The sequence below is a fragment of the Stieleria bergensis genome (genome assembly GCA_007745635.1).
GTDB lineage: Bacteria > Planctomycetota > Planctomycetia > Pirellulales > Pirellulaceae > Stieleria > Stieleria bergensis.
Window position 1 is genome coordinate 5,439,784 of the sequence record CP036272.1, and the last position, 16,264, is coordinate 5,456,047.

Consider the following 16,264-nt stretch of genomic DNA (forward strand, 5'->3'; position numbering starts at 1 on the left):
ACCGCGCTCACCGAGAGAGACTCGGCGATCGACGAATCCAGCAAGCCGATCACCAACGAAAAAACCGCGTGGCCAAGGCCACGCGGTTTCTGTTCATTGATGCTCTGAAGTGGTTGACAAAACCCTCGATCAGACTTCCCAACCGCTGCGATAATCGCGGCTGACGAACTGATTGATCTCTGGCATGTTGGTGCTCTTGAGATTTTTAGCATCCCAAGCGATTCGCTTGCCTTCACCGGCACGAAGTGCCAAGTTGCCGACCAAGATGGTCTCGGTCAAACGGCCTGCGTAACCAAAGTTGCTCATCGTGCCGGGCTCGTATTCACCTTTGACCGTGGCAACGAATTCCCATTTTTGTCGCTGATCGCCACCGGAGTTAAACGGAATGCGTGGCAGCGTCTGCTCTGGCTTCTTGTAGTCGGCGAAGTCTGCTTCGGGCAGCATGGTGTAGCTGGCACCGTAATCGTTTTCGCTGAAGATAGCGCCTTTGCTACCGACGACCAACGCACCACTGGTTTTGCGACCACCCGCACGTTGCTTAGCGATACGCTCTTGGAACCTGGTTGGCAGCATGTCAATCAAGTTCTGGGCGGGCAGTTCGCCGCCATCGTACCAGTAGAACTTGCAAGGCACCAAGCCATCACGCTCGGGGAATTCAAACATCAGCGAGCTGCTTGATGGGAAGGTTTCACCTTCGAACAGACCTGGGTTCTTGGTTGCAGTCACAGCAACAGGATCCCAAAGCTTCAGCGCCATGACGGGCATGTTGGTGGTGTGACAGGCCATATCGCCCAGGGCACCGGTTCCAAAGTCAACCCAACCACGCCAGTTGAAGCTGTGGTAAGCGCCTTGCTTGTAAGGTCGCATCGGAGCAGGTCCAATCCAAGCGTTCCAGTTCAGTGACTCTGGCACTGGATCTTCACCTGCCGGACGCCCTTTGCCTTGCGGCCAGACAGGACGGTTTGACCAAACGTGAACAGAGGAGACGTCACCGATCGCGCCGCTTTGAATCACTTCAACTGCTTCGCGAAGTCCGTTCTCGCTGGTACCTTGGTTGCCCATCTGTGTGACGACGCCTTGCTCAGCAGCGGTTTCACGCATCAAGCGAGCTTCAGCGATCGACCATGTCAAAGGCTTTTGGCAGTACACGTGCTTTTTCATTCGCATCGCACGAACTGCAGCAGCCGCGTGCGTGTGGTCCGGCGTGCTGACAGTGACGATGTCGATCTTGTCGCCCATCTTGTCCAGCATTTCCCGGAAGTCATCGAACTTCTGCGCGTCTTTGAACTCACGCCCCTTCTTGTTCAGGGTGTTGCCATCCACGTCGCACAAAGCGGCGATGTTGACACCTTGCTCGGCGATGTGACTGGTATCGCTACCGCCTTTGCCACCCACACCAATACAACCGGCAGCAAGTCCTTGCAAAGCGGATTCTTGAGCGTTCAACTGCGGAGTGGTGCCGGCCCAGTAGCCAACCCCAACGGCACCAGCAGCAGCGCTGCGGCCGATGAAGCTACGGCGAGTCGTGCGTTTAGTCATTAATTCTTCCTAATAATAGTGTTGAAGGATGTCGACACACTTGCTGACCACTTGGCTGATTCTGAGCACTGTCAAACAGTGTCAACACAGCCCAAGAGGCAAGTCAACAATAGCGATTTGGCAATTCGGTCAACGTTGACGGTGGGAACGTGTTCTGTGAGCAATCACTTGCAGGGAAGTCAAAGTTGTCTCGCTGATCACGCGAACGATAAACGTCAAGGTGGGATGCTTGCGTCCAGATCATCGCTCCCCGGCCAAGCTCGGTTGCTCTTTCCAGTCAATGAGAGCTTTGCGAAAGCCCCTCTGGTGAGAACTGGATTGGCCGGATGATTGATGCTGATGAAGCGAATGAGACAAGGAACCACTGCTGGCCCCAGACGCCTTTTACCGGCGTTCATTCACGCTACAAGCCAGGTTAGGATAACCGACACAACCTTGGTTCTCAATCGACAACGCGTGAATCCGACGGAAAACCGTACCAGAATCCGATCCAGAGCCCCCTGAATCTCCCCCGGGACAGAGGACAAGTGATCCAGCCGTCAGATTCCCGCCAAATGCTTCCCCCCCCGAAGTCTTGCCGTCTTCAGTGGTTTACTCTTGCCAATCGTTGCCTAAACTGGTGGTTCTGCTTGAAATGGGCTGTCCTTTAACGCCGCTTTGACGGTGCCAAACGACGCCACATCCATGACCCAAGAGCCCCTCCTTTCCCGCCAGCGAGCCGAACACACATGCGTCCCACCAGTCCGAAACTTCGCCGCCTTGTCCTTTCCGCAACGCTGATCGCCCTGCCTCTGTCGGTGCCCTTGATGGTCGGCTGCGAACCCAAGCCGAAGGAAGCTGAAACGAGCAGCCCAGAAGTCGCGAACCCCAAGCCCGATGATCCCAAAGCCATCGAAGCCTTGGAAGCTGCCGACTTTAAGCTGACCGTCGAGAATGGCGTGGTGACCGCCTTCACGGTCCACTGTGACTCGGACAAGAGCGAAACCTTTGCCCAACTGGCCGGCGTCCCCAATGTCACGCGAGCCACGTTCAGCGGCCCCGGTTGCACTGACAAAGGGCTGGAAATCCTGGCTGACCTGCCGCTTGAGCGACTCTCGCTCGAAGGCACCAAAATCACCGATGCCACTCTGGACACGGTGGCCAAACTGCCCAAGCTGCAAGTCCTGAACCTGCGACTGACCACCGTCAGCGATCAAGGCCTGGGAAAACTCACCGGCCTGAAGACACTGCGAGCGCTGGATTTGCGCAACAGCAACATTGGGGACGAAGGCATGAAATCGATTGGCCAGATGAGCTCCCTGGCGGACTTGCAACTTGAGAAGTCAAAGATCACCGACGTCGGTGTCAAGGAAATCGCCAAGCTGCCTTTGAAATCATTCAATGCAAACTACTGCACCACGCTCTCCGACACGACCCTCGAAGTCCTGGGCGGCATCTCCAGCATGCAGCAAATCCAACTCGACTACTGCAAGATCACCGACGAGGGAATGAAGTCGCTCAAGGGACTCAGTGGACTGACGCGACTTCGCATCCGTGGCTGTGACATCACCGGTGAAGGGATCAAGCAAGTCGCCGGAGCGAAGAACATCAACCGACTGAACTTGCGCGACTCGTCCGTGGACGACGAGGGACTGAAAGTGATCGCTACGTTCAGCAAGTTGACTTACTTAGATCTATCCGAATGCCGATTGATCTCGCCAGAAGGCATCACGCAGTTGAATGTCCTGACCAATTTGACTTACCTCAATTTCTGGGAAAGCAAACTCAACGACGATGCTCTGAATGGCTTGTCAGCTCTGACCAACTTGACGGAACTGAACCTCAAAGCCTGCAACGTCAGCGACGCGTCAATCGATACGATCTTGAAGTTCCAAAAGCTGACCAATCTGAACCTGGCCGGCGTCCAACGACTGTCCGACGAAGGCTTTGAGAAGCTTGGGAAATTGCCTGCGTTAAAGATCATCAATGTGGCCAACACACAGATCAGCTACGACGCCATGGACGCGTTGGAAGAAGCCAACAGCGAACTGACCATTCAAGACACCGAAACCTGATCCAGGGCTGAAGGGCTCCAGCCGATTCGCACTGGTGCGTGCTTGCACCACTGCTTTGAACATCTTTGGTTAGTCTGTTTTCGCGTTCAGAATCTTGTGCACGGATTTTGGACGCTTTTTGGTTTTCCGCTTCTGCGGCTTACGTTTCTTGGAATTCGTCGATTTGATCCAGAAGTCGTTCCACCGTATTCGTAGCAACTCATGCAGATGCTGCTGAGAAGCCCCTGCGTTTCGTATCGGAACGAGTGTCTCGATATCAAACCCTGACAACAGAACTTGCCAGGTGACTAGTTCGCGCTGGACATCTATGAACAGTTTCTCAATCGAAACCATCTCCGTTTCTCGGTCTTGATGCCCAGCAATGTAGCTGCGTAGAAGTTGCAGTTGGTTGTAAAGCAAAAGGCAAATTGCAAACTGAAACAAACCTGCCTGAGGTGTACTTCCGATCAAGTTCTCGAGACTAAACACCTCGGTGACCTTTTGGAAGACACGCTCAATCTCCCAACGCTCTCCATAGAGATACAAAAGATCGGCAGCTGGATATTTGCGAACGCCAAAAAGCTCCGTTACGATCGATAACTCCGCACCATCATCAAGCTCGAGCGTGATCCGTCTGACGTAGCATTGATGCTTGTTGGAGTCAGCTCCCAGCCACCCACACTCATCGGTATAAGCTCGCCCATTGACATCGAGGCCTTCGCGGACAGTTTCATTTTCATCCCGGAAAAAGCTGTTTTTTGCGTTGTAGCGGACGACATAGTGATCACCGTTTTCGCTGAAACGCCCAAGCTGAATGAGATCGCAAAACTGCCGGTCTCCTACCCAAAGTTGCTTCCCCTGTGTGCGTTTTCGAACGTCCTCAAGCAAGCGTGGCAGAAGACGAACATCATTGGCGTCACCGTCAGTGTCCACCGCTAAGCCGACCGCAGTTCCTGTCTGATAATCGGTGGCAACCAACGCCTTGCCGCCAATCAACCCCTCTTGACTGTTACGTAGAGGCTTGAGGCGTTTGGCAATGCCTTTAATTGTCTTGCCATCGACGGTTCGGACTTTGAAGGAGGTGAAACAGGCGGGTAACGACTTTCGGTTTTCCTGAGGAAAGAGGGCGAGCAGTCGATCCGCCATGGTGGAGAATAAATCAACGGTCACCTCCACAGGCATGCGTCCCAGCTTGCCATAAACCGCTCTCTTCGACGCGGTCAATGTTCCTTGCTGAGAAGCGTGCTCAAAGCTCTGGTTTCCACTTCCAGCGTGCTGGGTAAGAGCATCATGGACGAGTTGCACGATGAGCGGAAACGAGACCTCACGCGAATAGCAACGCCCCCGCGATCTTTCAAAGACCTGGTTGAGACACTTCTCATCTGCGATGTATCGCCAGCAAACAAAGAGAGCATCTGCAAGCGAAGCCGCTGCTTGAACCTTATTGGCAAAGTCGTCCATGACCCGATCCCGGTACGAGGAAATCCTAATTGGGCCAAAAAACCAAGGAAAAAGCAAGGTCAATCCGAATCACAACATGTTCAAAGCAGTGGTGCTTGCACGCACCAATTGCCGGGCGGCCGATGCACCGCTTGGCGTTGACGATTACGGAAAGCTGTAACCTTCGTTCTGATAATCAAAATCTTCTTCGGTGAGCCCGACGTTGAGCTTCACGTCGCGATACTCATAGGATTCTAACAACGGTGCTTGTTGGTCTACGGCACCTTCTTCTGGCCAGCCATAACTGCGAAAGGCCAAGACCAGTTTGTCGTTGGGATCAAAGACAATTTCCGCGCGACTGAAATCGTCAGCAGGATCGCCGCCGGAGGGCTTGGATCGCTTGGCCGTCAACAACTGGCAAGTGCGATCGCCGTAAGAAAAGCCTTCTTGAAGCGCAACGGTCACATCCGGGTTACCGATTTCTCGTTTCCCACGAGCCACCAGCTCTTCGACCAGTTGCACCAAGCCAATGTGGTAGATGGGATACCGTTGACCACGCATGGCCAGCGGTCCGGTAGGGTCCAGCCAAAGTGTTTTCAAGTTCAATAGGATCACCGGCTCGTACACAGCCATCTTGCCGTCGTTCATGTCGCCGGCCCAAATCACTTCACGCCCTTGGTTGGCTTCAGGTTGTTCGAATTTCAAATAGATTCGCATCGGTGCGTCGTCCGTTTCATTGCGCATCCGCGACTGAATCTTGATCTGCATCTGAGTGACAGGGCTCAACGTGCCACTGACACTTTCTTGCTTGACGAAGGTGGCGGTGTAGTCTTCCAAATTGGATGACATTGAAACCAGCGCCTCTTCGGCAATGTCAATCACTTGTTGCATCGACGAAACGCCTGATCCGCTAGACGCATTGGCGGATCCTGGCTCACCGGCTTCTCCCACGCCGGCGACTGCCGAGGGATCCACTGCGTCAGGAGTCTTGGCTGAGACCGAAGTTCCACCTAGCGGCGCCACTTCGACCGAACCATTGACCTCCCCCTTTCCGAAGAGACGAAACCCCACGATTCCGCAGACGCAAACTACGATGAAAAAGACAAATTTTGAGCGGGTGGACATGGGAGCTTCCTGAACGTCTGTTGTGAACGACTACACGGTCTATTTGTTACAAATGCGCCACGCGCAACTCAATACCAAAACCGAGGCTTCCGTGCTGCCAGAAGGGGCAGCCAGGGAGGGTGCGTGGCACACACTGGATGGAAGATCTTCGAGTCCGGTGGTGCGGATGCGGAAAATCCACGTGATTGCGGCCCAGCGGTGCGCTGTCATTTGATTGGTGCGTGCAAGCACGCACTGGACGAACGCAATCCCGGTCCGATGAAATCGCGATGGTCCAGAGAAGACCCGGGGAAACGTAACATCAGCCGGAATGCAAACAGGTTCAAAGCAGTGGTGCAAGCACACACCGGACGAACTGTCCGGCTCGGCGATCATGGACCGCCGAGCATGACTGACAGACAGGTCCGTTAGAACGGTGCTGCACCGGCACCTGGTGTTGGAATCGCAGCACCGATCGCTTGGATCACGCCGGCACCGACGGTGAAGCTCACTTTGCTACCGTTCTCGATGGATTCCATGACCATGCGAATTTTGCCTTTGCCAGCCGACTGGCCGACGGTGGTGATGACGTTGGAGATCACGTCATCCGCTTCGATGGAGTTAGCCAGTTCCAGGAATGGCATCATCGTGACCTGCATCTGAGCGTTGGGGCGTTTCTCACCAGCATCGGAAGCACCGGAATCGATGAATTCCTTGAGCAGAGCTTCACTGCCCTTACCGAACGAAGCGTAAACGGCTTTGTCGGCTGTCCCGATGTAGGCTTCTAAGGTTTCGCCAAACAGCTTGCGAGCTTCGTCTTCACGCTCAGGAACATCCAACTCCAATTTGTGCAGCGTGACACCGTTGTAGGTTTCAAGATCAAAGGTCAAACGGGGAGCCCTTGGATCATCAGGGATCTTGGTGGCCAAGTCCTTTGCCAGTGCTTCGACCTTCCCACCGTCAGAGACGAAGAGGCCCATCACGAATTGCAATTTGTCTTCGCCAGCAAGCACAAGGAAGCCAGAATCTGACTTGCCTTCTTTGATCGAATCCATCGCCAGTTCAGCGACCTGTTCGATGTAGCCAAGGACTTCGTCATCCAACCCTGGCGGCAAGGCACCGGGCTGGCTTAAGGCATTGCGAATCATATCAAGGTTGGCGTCAACACCTTCCTGAGCTTGTTCAATGGACTCGGGACTGATGGAAACAGCTTGATGCACATAGGCGGCGGCATCGTCACGAATCACCGCGGAGAAACGCGAAGGAATCGGGCGTTGCCCTTGTTGCATGGCAGCTGTGACGGAGCCAGCGACGGCGGTGTAAGAGGTGTCGATCACCAACGCACCTGCTTCGGCATCGATACCAAGACCGAAGGTCAATTGATCAGAATCCTTGATCAACTGCTCGATTTGATCCAGGGCTGCGGCTGCGGTGTCAGCGGCTCCGGGATCACCACCGGCTTGCATGGTTTGCGTGAATCCTTGGCGCATTGCACCGAGGAACGCATCACGAATAGGCGCGGGGATTTGCTGAATTTGCAATCGCACGCCCAGGTTGTGCTTTTCTGCCAAGTCAGCGTAAAGAGGCTTTGGATCCTTGGGAACCAATGCCAAGGCGTCCTTCGATTGGGCAGCAACAGCAACCTTACCTTTCTGTTGGACGTAGATGGTCATGCCATTGACTCCAATGGCGATCGTCCCATCTTCCTCTTCTTCCATTTCCTGGAACTGAGCTTCCAGGCGGCTGAGGATCTGCTTGACGTTGGCAGTGGGCAAAATCACGATTGGCTCAGGAGCTCCGCTCCCCATGGAGACCAGCACACCGATCGGCTCGTCCTGATCAACGCCTTGGCTGTAAGCCATCGCTGCGACACCGAAGAAACCACCGAATTCGGGGCGTCCAATCAATCCAGTGACGTAGTTCACATCATTCTTCAATTCATTCATTGAAGACAGGCCAACCGTCAATACGGGCTTGGATCCGTCAGTCAATGTCTGTGCTGATGCCTGACTCATCAGGCCGAAGTTCAGCGAACCCAGCGTCAAGGTGGCCATCAAGGCAACCGCAGCCAATTTTTGCGTCACAAACGTGCCTGTGGCGCGACAACAGGAGATTCCCATGGTTCAAAGTATCCTTTGTTTCGTTTTCAAGGGGGCAATCAATAGGGGCTAGCAAAAGGAGCAAGCAAGTCGATGAATGGTTGGGGTGCATCAAGTGTTCGGCGAATATCAAGAGCTCGTCCGAGAATGCCAAAATCAACATGGACTTCAACATCAACTTCGTCGCGGGGACAGGCTGGAACATCTGCTGGCGGGCTCAGTGAAACAATCATCGAAGCAGTCACACGAGGTCTCTGCCGAAGATTCACTGAGAGCAACAGAGCGTCTTCCCCAACCCAAGCTGGCTGAAACCGCACCGTCATCGGGCGCAACCTATCAGTTTTCGCCTCCGATCACTACCCAGAGTGTGGACGCAAAGTTTCACTGGCGCATAAAGAAAGGCTGGCTCCCGAGGGAAACCAGCCTGAAATTTCTGAATCGATGATTGCTTGACGCGTTGCGCCCTGGGATTTAGTTACCGATGCCGCCGCCGATGCCACCACCGCCGCCGCCGATGCCACCACCGCCGCCGCCGATGCCGCCACCGCCGCCGCCAATGCCACCACCGCCGCCGCCGATACCACCACCACCGCCGCCGCCCTGGCCACCATCAACAAAGTTGAAGGTCGTCACGTCACCCAGTTGGGTGAACTGTGGCGAAGGCGTGATCCGGACAAACCGGCGATCAGCCGAGACAATCGCCGTCGCGGTCATGAATGCACCATCAGGAATGGTTGTGATCTGAGGCATGTAACCGACTTGGTTCCCTGGGAAGAACGGATTGTTGACACCAGGAAGTCCATCGCCAGTGGAGGGCATTTGTGCGATGTCGCTGTACAGGTCTCGCAACACCTGGCCGGCATCTGGAGCCGCAGGGTTGGCGAACTGGCCCAAAACCATGTCACCGACGATATCGCGTTGAACATCTCGCAAGTGTGCCAACTGAGCTTCGCCCAGCTGCTCTTGCCGCTTGCCATCTTTGACTTCAAAGACGAACAAGGCGTTCTTTTCCATCAGAGGAACTTCTTTGCGAATCACTCGCTGAGATTCGCGACCGACATCGGTGACGATTTCGACAGTCACGTTGCCCGAGGAAACCTCTCCCCAAACCTTTCGCACCAGCAAGCGATACACGCCACTGAAGCCTTTGGGGCACATGTAGGTTTCGCTGATGGTGCCGTCTTTGGCTTGGCCGGCTCCGGGGAATGAATCGCCCAGGATGGTGCCGCCCGAGGCCGTGGTTCGGTTGTCCAACGAACAGACCGTGCCACTGGGCTCTTCAATCGCCAAGTCAACATCGGCGTCGCCAGTCCAGCTGACACGAACGACCACATCGTAGGCCGAGGCAACCTTCAAGGTTTCGGCGAATTCAGCGGCTGCTTCGCGCTGTTTGTTTTCCAGCATTTCGCGGAAGGTACTGCGAGAAAGCAACTTGGCTTTTTCAACCACCGGCTGATAGGACTCTGGCCACGCTTGACCGAGCACGCCAGCACAAGCCCATTGAATGCCATCGGCATCGTCAAGAGCTTCAGCCAGACGCATCCCCATGACGTAAGGCTCGCGACGATCAGGGCTCATCTCGGAAGCTCGCATGCACAATCGCAGAGCAGCTTTCGAGGAACCGATGTTTTCCAAACGCCCAGCGACATTCAGAACTTCCGTCGCCGAACCAGCGAAATCAACTGCAGAGAGCAACGCCCGCTCAACCTCTGCCTGAGGAGCACCGGTTGCAGCCAACGCAATCGCATAGGCTTGGTACATCCAAGGCTGGACTTGACCGGCACGAATCGCTTCGCCAATCAACTCGCGAGACTTCACAAACCACTCCAACGCTTCTTGATCGTTGCCCTTGGCTTCGGCTGCAGCCGAACGACGCGAGTACATCGCAGCCGTCGAGCGAACGCGTTGATCCAAGAGGGTCATTTCAACGGGGCTGTTGATTTCAACCTCAGCGAAGTACGCCTTCCACGCTTCAGCACGTGTCTGCCCAGGAGCCACTTCGATCTTCAAGGGACGGATCTGAGCGGTTTGCTCAGCGGAAAGCGTTTCAGGCTTTGCAGCAGGAGTTTGCGAACTGGCTGCGGGAGCCTTGGCACTGAGGTCTGCTTCGTCGGGAACCATGAAGGCTCCACCACCGCCGAAGCCGCCCATGCCGCCGCCACCCATGCCGCCCATGCCGCCGCCCATGCCGCCGCCCATGCCGCCGCCCATGCCGCCGCCCATGCCGCCGCCCATCATGCCGCCGCCCATGCCGCCGCCCATGCCGCTAGACATGATTGGCACGACCAAGTCACCGACTGGATACACCTTGGTCACCAAGTTGTTTTCCGCTTCGGTGGTCGTCGTGATCTGCATCACTTCGTCTTTGATCACATAAGCCAGTTGCAAATCACGCAGCATCAAGCGTAGGAAAGAACGCAAGCTGACGTTCTGCAGGTCGATCGAAACCGGCATTTCAGCGTCCAACGCTTCCTCTTCCAACGCACGCTGGTCAATCACAATCGGAATGTTGTGTGACTTGGAAATGGTGTCAATGGCTTCGGTCAGTGCAATCTCGGTGAAGACCTGAGAGATCTCATCCGACAAAGCAGCTTCGATTTTCTTTTCTGCTTCACTGTTACCGACCAGCTCGAATGCACCGTACTTGTCCAACCGGTGACGGCTAAGACGCTGCCAAGCCTCTGCTTCTGGGAACAAGACAACGTGTGGCTCGTCCACGAACGGGATGTTGGCTTTCAAGACCAACGAGAACGCATCAACGAAGTTGCGTTCTCGCATCTTGCGGTATTCGCGGTCGCGTGCATAGGTTTGCAACGCCAAGGGCTGGTAGGCAAAGTGCTGACCAGCAACCGAGTCATCGGTAATGGTGTCGCCAGCTTCTTCAACGAATTTGACCGAGACTTCACCATCCGCTTCCACGTATCGACCTTCATCGATCAACGCGTTCATCTGTTGTGACAAGGTCTTCAAAGTCGCTTCGCGGCGATAGGTTTTCTGCAACAACAATGATGCTGCCCGAGCACGCTCTTGCTCGGCAACACGGTTAGATTGCTGCTCATTGAATCGCTCCTCTGCCATCGCACTGGCCTGAATGGCCGATTGCAATTGCAGGCTCAGCTTCTGACGCAGCGCTGGCGACAGGTCTGGGAATGCTTCAACACGAGCCAGAACACCTTTCAGCTGCCCGGCCACTTTACGAGGATCCTGACGCACTTGACGCTCGGCGTAAATCAACGCTTGGCGAACTTCGCCTTGCATCGCACCTTCCATCGCACTGCGGCGATTGATCTCTTGCTGCAACAAACCTCCGCCCGATCCCAAAATTTCATCGTCGCCAACCATCCGACGGTTGGGGTCGACCGCTGGGTAGCGATCACCTGCATTGACGCCGGGAGTCGGTGGAGCCGCACCGTTCAAACCACCTGGTGCCGGTGCTACTGGTGCCGGTGCTACCATCGCTGGCGGCTGCACTGGCAGAGGTGCCGGTGCCGCAGGAGCCGGTGCCGCTGGAGCTGCAAACGGATCGTTGCCCGCTGGTTTTGGTGCTGGTGGTGCCGCTGGAGCTGGAGCTGGTGCCGCAAAGGGATCATCTGCCGCTGGCATGGGAGCAGCCGGTTTGGGGGCCGCTGGCATGGGTGCAGCAGGAGCCGCTGGATCGGCAAAAGGATCGTCCGCCGCTGGTGCAGGCTTTGCTGGCGCGGCGGGCTCAGCGAACGGATCGGCAAAGGGATCGTCCGCCGCAGGTGCAGGCTTCGCTGGCGCGGCGGGCTCCGCAAACGGATCCGCAAAGGGATCGTCATCTTGCATGATCAACGTGGTGCCGCTGACAACCTTCAGGCTCTTGGCATCTTCGTTTTGTGGATCAGCTTCCAAAGCCATCTCAGCGATCGCTTTGGCGCCACGTTTGTCACCGGTTTGCAAGGCAAGCTTGCCGGCTCGAACCAACTCAGAAGCTTCGGCAGCGATCGCCAACGCTTTCTGACGCAGCAATGAGCTGTTGGCCGTTGGCAAGGTCAGACCTTGGTTTCCTTCAGCTTCCGCAACAAGCTTGCTCAAGAAGCCGAAGTCTGGGTGGCCGTGTTCTAGTTCCGCATCTGTTGTCACACGAACCTGTCCAGCAAGCGACTGCCCCACGAGGTTCATTTCAATGTGTTGCTTTTTATCACCAGTGACCCGTCCCAACAGAATGCTGTCACGGTCCAATCGCAATGGAGGCAACCGATCACCTTGAACGATCGTCATCGTTTCAGGGGTCGAGATCGACTCCACCCAGATCGGAGCCAATAAGGCTGCATCGGTCACTTCCTTGGCAACGGCCTGTGCCGTGTAGCCTTCACCACGATTCACCACGCCGACCTGACCACCGGTCTGATTGGCCAAGACGCCCATCATGGCAACGTCAATGGTGGGTCCAACGGCAATGCTGTGAACGGCAACGTGCTGAGTACGCAGCGAGTCGATCAGCTTGGCAAACCGAGTTTGGTCACCGGCAGATTCAATCGAGGTCGCATCGCCAATGTAGACCAGTGAACGACCACGGCCTGCCTGGGCTCCCGCTTCCTTGAACACCTTGTCAGCGGTTTCAAGCACGCTGATCAAGTTGGTGTGCCCAAGTGGAAGACGTGCTCCCAACTGGTTCATCACCACCTCGGTTTGGGCTTCGTTGACAGCGCCAAAGTGCGAGGTCAATGCGTTGGCGTCAACGTCCGCCGCGAACACTTGCACGCGGTCCTTGGCTCGCATTCCTGCCAACACTTGTTCCGCAGCAATCAGTGAATCCTGACGAAACGCGCCGGACTGACTGGCCGAGGTATCAACAACCACGACAACGTCCGAAGCCATGTTGCGAAGCGATTGCAACAGTTGCTCATCGGCTGATGGCTGAACCGAAGCCGCGAAATAAGCGGTTTCTGATTCCACGCCCTGGGCATCAATCACACCGTGGCTGACCACCCGTGCCGAAGCATGGTTGACCCCTGGCGATGCCGAAAAGGTCTGGACCTGAGTCGCTTGATTGCGAGCCGAATCCTGTGACCATGCGGGCATGACCCCACCTGCCATTGAAAATGCCATTGCAGCGGTTGCCGGTGCAACCCACCGCAATGCCGACTTAAGTTTGAGTCTTTGCTGTGCGACGTCTCGCATCTGATTTTTCTCCGCGTTGTATGAAAACAGACGTAACCCTGTCTTCATCGGGACAACCCTTCGGTTTTACTAAGCGCCGCATCGGAAAAATGACGTCTTTCCGAACTTTCGGCAGCACTTAGCGGTGATAAGTTTAAAAGCAATCAAGCCAGTTAATGACTCATGAGTCTATTTCCGGATGATCTCGCTTTCTACGAAAAAATTAAGGTTTCCAGGACTCTGACTGAACCTTCAACACACCTCGGTGTTGCATTTTGCAACACCTGTTGCGAGATTGCTCAGCCAGAATCCCGAAAAGCAAGTCAACCCCGTGTCTGGCTAGCCTATTGTGCGAATGGCGTGCCAAAACGGATCGGCTGCACTGAAATTTTGCTGACGTTCGGGCAGTTCATCGGAAGCATCGCTCAAGCCAGAGCGCTCCGCCCCAACCCCGACCGCGACACTCTGATCCAATCTCTGCGGGCAACAATAGCGTCCGCCGGTCAGAATCAGAAAATTCCGTGGGCTTCACGCTGAATGCGCAGATTGCCAGATTTGCCCCCACCAAGCCGGTCGGAACTCCGCCGCCTCAAGCGTGCCCTAGCCGCCACAACGCAATCGCCAGAACACTCACTGGCGCTCGCGCCCCTCTTCATCGAAGAAAAATTGCGACACCCCACGCTGATTGTTTGGCAACTGCCCACGGACAGTGACTTCGAAAACCCAACTCTTCTGGGGCTCAAACCGCTGGCTGCTGCGTTTGTCGGTGAAGATCGCTTGCGGCAGCACGACGCGCTGGCCGGCCTCCAGTGGACTGGCTCGCATCAGCAAATAGTGATCGTTCAGGATCAGGGTCAGGTTGCGAATCGGCTCTTCGGTCTCGTTCGTGATCGCCACCACATCGGCCAAAACCGGCTGCCCATTGGCTGCCGATGGCACCAAATCCTTTCCCACGGTGACGGCAACGGGCAGCGGCGGACCGCCTGAATTCTCGGGAAACAAGGCGTAAACCAGCAGCCCCAATGAAAACGCCGCGGCCAACGACAGGCTCAAACCACGCCGCGACAAACGCGCGCGAGGAGCTACTCGGGGTAAGTTTGCGTCCCCGGAAGCGTCGGGGATCACGTTTGCTGAATCATCGTCGACGTTTGGCATCACCGAATCGGACATCACGAAAAACCTATAAAAAAAACCGGTTGACTCAAACATGGTAACCATGACGAGTCAACCGGCTAGTGCCTCGGTCGTTCGGCGGCAAATGGAGCCGCTGGGAGAAACGCGCAAGCCTAAGCGTGCTACTGCACTTGCCGTTAAGTGACTTAGGCGAACCCAATAAATGATCCCTCTGCCGAAACGTTATCGACCGAAGCTAGCGAAGCCGTTTATGGGCGTCGCTATCTAAGTGTATGTCTTAGCAGAACCCCAGCAAGCGCAACCAGCGGGATTCCGAAAATTCAGGCCTGTTTCAACGCCTGACTGCCCGCCCCCGCCAAAGGACAGTTGGCCACTAGCGTAGTAAAATCTCCCCCGTCCGATGGCCCTCTTTTTCACACGCGAATTCTGGCCCACTGGCATCGCGAACGATTAACTCGGTCAACCCCGATAACAATGCGTTTGCCGGACCATCGTCCGCACTATCGATTAACAAAACACGAAGCATGAAACGTTGCGATTGGGCCTCGTCTGGCTCCAAACCAACCGCCTCCGCAATCGTGAACCGCCGGCGTGCGAGCGCTCGAACACTGCCCCGCTGTCCGGAAATCTCCCCCTCGTAGTCCAGATAACGGGTGCGATGATTGGGCAAGCGACAACAGGGAACGATCAACGATGAAGTCCCCCCTGCCAGAGCCGGCAAGTCGCTGACCGGATCGCTTGCCCACGTCCATAAGCGATGGTCCGCCGAATGCGTCACGACCTGGGCAGGCATTTCAAAACACCAATCCCAATGAACGGTCCCACAAGCGACCGAGCCAGGCGAGCGATCAAGCGACTGCGGCCGCTGGAGAACATGCTCTAGAATCGTTAACCGCAATGCGTGACTGCTCGATTGGCTCAACATTGATCCTCCACACGTCCCACAGGGCTCTGCAAACGACGCTGACTAAGGGCCCGTTCTTTCCAAGTGCTCTTCGATCAGGCGAACATTCTTGCGGTTCGCTTTCCAAGCCACATCGAAAAGATCACCCACAATCGGCACTGATCCCAGCACAGTATCAATACCGAGGTTCACAAGCATTCGCAGGACCACCCGTTTTCGAACGCCCAATTGCCTTGCTCTGGCAATGATGATCAGGCCAATCAATCCGCTGCCAAGATCTCCAATGCCAGGAAACAAACCCAATAGCGGATCAAGACCGAAGCGGATGTTGGTCAATGGAATCCGAAAGGCATCATCCATCAACCCGGCCAACTGATCGATCGCCTGAAACTGCGCGGTGTTTCGGCGATCTTCGTTCATCGTGGGACTCCGGTATTGACAAGAAAAATCGGGACGCGTGTTCAAGTCCCAGGCGTTTCAACTTCATTCCCCGAGGGAATCAGGAACCAGCAGACAAACGCTTGATCGCTTTGCGAGCCATCACTGGCAGCGATTTCTGAATGCTCTTCCAGTCCCCTCGCGCTCCTTTCTTGGGCCTGACGATCAAATCATAACCCGCTGGAATGTTTCCGCACTGGGTACGAAAGGATTCGCGAATCCAACGCTTCCATTGGTTACGAATGACAGCATTTCCCGTTTTTTTCGGAATCGTAATCCCTAGCCGCGTGACGTTTGGCGACCGCTCTGAATCAGCGGGAACAACAAACACGACCAAGCAACCGTCTGCCGCACAAGCCCCCGTGCGCAGCGCCAGAGTGAATCGCTGCGATGAAATCACGCGTCGAGTTTTGGGAAACGTTTGCCCCATGATTGCCTACTAAGAAACG

The 16,264-nt window shown here is 55.5% G+C and carries 12 protein-coding genes; 2 read left to right on the top strand and 10 right to left on the bottom strand.

Annotated features, from left to right (window positions below; all coding sequences use genetic code 11):
• Window positions 1–129: 129 nt before the first annotated feature.
• Window positions 130–1,539: a Gfo/Idh/MocA family protein gene (locus SV7mr_RS19060; protein ID WP_145275709.1), complete on the bottom strand. Its 1,410-nt coding sequence runs from the start codon at window positions 1,537–1,539 to the stop codon at window positions 130–132.
• 728 nt (window positions 1,540–2,267) lie between these two features.
• Between SV7mr_RS19060 and SV7mr_RS19065 the strand changes: the two genes are divergently transcribed.
• A complete protein-coding gene (locus SV7mr_RS19065; protein WP_145275711.1) occupies window positions 2,268–3,593 on the top strand; it encodes a leucine-rich repeat domain-containing protein in 1,326 nt (441 codons plus the stop codon).
• A gap of 69 nt (window positions 3,594–3,662) precedes the next feature.
• Here SV7mr_RS19065 and SV7mr_RS19070 read toward each other — a convergent pair whose 3' ends face one another.
• Entirely contained in the window at window positions 3,663–5,033 is a 1,371-nt protein-coding gene (locus SV7mr_RS19070; RefSeq protein ID WP_145270813.1) for a transposase, read from the bottom strand.
• On the opposite strand from SV7mr_RS19070, the gene SV7mr_RS25620 reads away from it, so the two are divergent.
• Window positions 5,032–5,193 (top strand): hypothetical protein, encoded by a 162-nt coding sequence (locus SV7mr_RS25620; protein ID WP_419187615.1) that lies wholly within the window; start codon window positions 5,032–5,034, stop codon window positions 5,191–5,193. The two genes, SV7mr_RS19070 and SV7mr_RS25620, sit on opposite strands and share 2 nt — an antisense overlap.
• Here the strand turns inward: SV7mr_RS25620 and SV7mr_RS19075 are convergent.
• The 8 genes from SV7mr_RS19075 to rnpA form a co-directional block, all read right to left on the bottom strand.
• Complete coding sequence (locus tag SV7mr_RS19075; RefSeq protein ID WP_145275713.1) at window positions 5,178–6,137, bottom strand: DUF1571 domain-containing protein; 960 nt, start codon at window positions 6,135–6,137, stop codon at window positions 5,178–5,180. The genes SV7mr_RS25620 and SV7mr_RS19075 overlap by 16 nt on opposite strands.
• A gap of 407 nt (window positions 6,138–6,544) precedes the next feature.
• Window positions 6,545–8,236, bottom strand: coding sequence for a hypothetical protein (locus SV7mr_RS19080; protein ID WP_145275715.1), 1,692 nt, complete (start codon window positions 8,234–8,236; stop codon window positions 6,545–6,547).
• Between the two features lie 38 nt (window positions 8,237–8,274).
• Window positions 8,275–8,448: a hypothetical protein gene (locus SV7mr_RS25625; RefSeq protein ID WP_419187616.1), complete on the bottom strand. Its 174-nt coding sequence runs from the start codon at window positions 8,446–8,448 to the stop codon at window positions 8,275–8,277.
• A 238-nt stretch (window positions 8,449–8,686) separates the two neighbouring features.
• On the bottom strand, window positions 8,687–13,261 hold the full coding sequence (locus tag SV7mr_RS25630; protein ID WP_419187617.1) for a hypothetical protein: 4,575 nt from the start codon (window positions 13,259–13,261) through the stop codon (window positions 8,687–8,689).
• 708 nt (window positions 13,262–13,969) lie between these two features.
• The gene (locus tag SV7mr_RS19100; RefSeq protein ID WP_145275717.1) at window positions 13,970–14,509 is read right to left on the bottom strand and encodes a hypothetical protein; all 540 of its coding nucleotides are present in this window, start codon (window positions 14,507–14,509) and stop codon (window positions 13,970–13,972) included.
• Window positions 14,510–14,846: 337 nt separating this feature from the next.
• Window positions 14,847–15,398: a hypothetical protein gene (locus SV7mr_RS19105; protein ID WP_145275719.1), complete on the bottom strand. Its 552-nt coding sequence runs from the start codon at window positions 15,396–15,398 to the stop codon at window positions 14,847–14,849.
• 42 nt (window positions 15,399–15,440) lie between these two features.
• Entirely contained in the window at window positions 15,441–15,797 is a 357-nt protein-coding gene (locus SV7mr_RS19110; protein WP_145275721.1) for a DUF4112 domain-containing protein, read from the bottom strand.
• A gap of 79 nt (window positions 15,798–15,876) precedes the next feature.
• Entirely contained in the window at window positions 15,877–16,245 is a 369-nt protein-coding gene (gene rnpA, locus SV7mr_RS19115; RefSeq protein ID WP_145275724.1) for a ribonuclease P protein component, read from the bottom strand.
• Between the last annotated feature and the right edge of the window lie 19 nt (window positions 16,246–16,264).

Bases quoted from the DNA above. Each gene is read 5' to 3' on its own strand.
- SV7mr_RS19075 (WP_145275713.1), bottom strand. From the start codon at position 6,137: ATGTCCACCCGCTCAAAATTTGTCTTTTTCATCGTAGTTTGCGTCTGC.
- SV7mr_RS25620 (WP_419187615.1), top strand. From the start codon at position 5,032: ATGACCCGATCCCGGTACGAGGAAATCCTAATTGGGCCAAAAAACCAA.
- SV7mr_RS19105 (WP_145275719.1), bottom strand. From the start codon at position 15,398: ATGTTGAGCCAATCGAGCAGTCACGCATTGCGGTTAACGATTCTAGAG.
- SV7mr_RS25625 (WP_419187616.1), bottom strand. From the start codon at position 8,448: ATGATTGTTTCACTGAGCCCGCCAGCAGATGTTCCAGCCTGTCCCCGC.
- SV7mr_RS19070 (WP_145270813.1), bottom strand. From the start codon at position 5,033: ATGGACGACTTTGCCAATAAGGTTCAAGCAGCGGCTTCGCTTGCAGAT.
- SV7mr_RS19080 (WP_145275715.1), bottom strand. From the start codon at position 8,236: ATGGGAATCTCCTGTTGTCGCGCCACAGGCACGTTTGTGACGCAAAAA.
- SV7mr_RS19110 (WP_145275721.1), bottom strand. From the start codon at position 15,797: ATGAACGAAGATCGCCGAAACACCGCGCAGTTTCAGGCGATCGATCAG.
- rnpA (WP_145275724.1), bottom strand. From the start codon at position 16,245: ATGGGGCAAACGTTTCCCAAAACTCGACGCGTGATTTCATCGCAGCGA.
- SV7mr_RS19065 (WP_145275711.1), top strand. From the start codon at position 2,268: ATGCGTCCCACCAGTCCGAAACTTCGCCGCCTTGTCCTTTCCGCAACG.
- SV7mr_RS19100 (WP_145275717.1), bottom strand. From the start codon at position 14,509: ATGTCCGATTCGGTGATGCCAAACGTCGACGATGATTCAGCAAACGTG.
- SV7mr_RS25630 (WP_419187617.1), bottom strand. From the start codon at position 13,261: ATGCCCGCATGGTCACAGGATTCGGCTCGCAATCAAGCGACTCAGGTC.
- SV7mr_RS19060 (WP_145275709.1), bottom strand. From the start codon at position 1,539: ATGACTAAACGCACGACTCGCCGTAGCTTCATCGGCCGCAGCGCTGCT.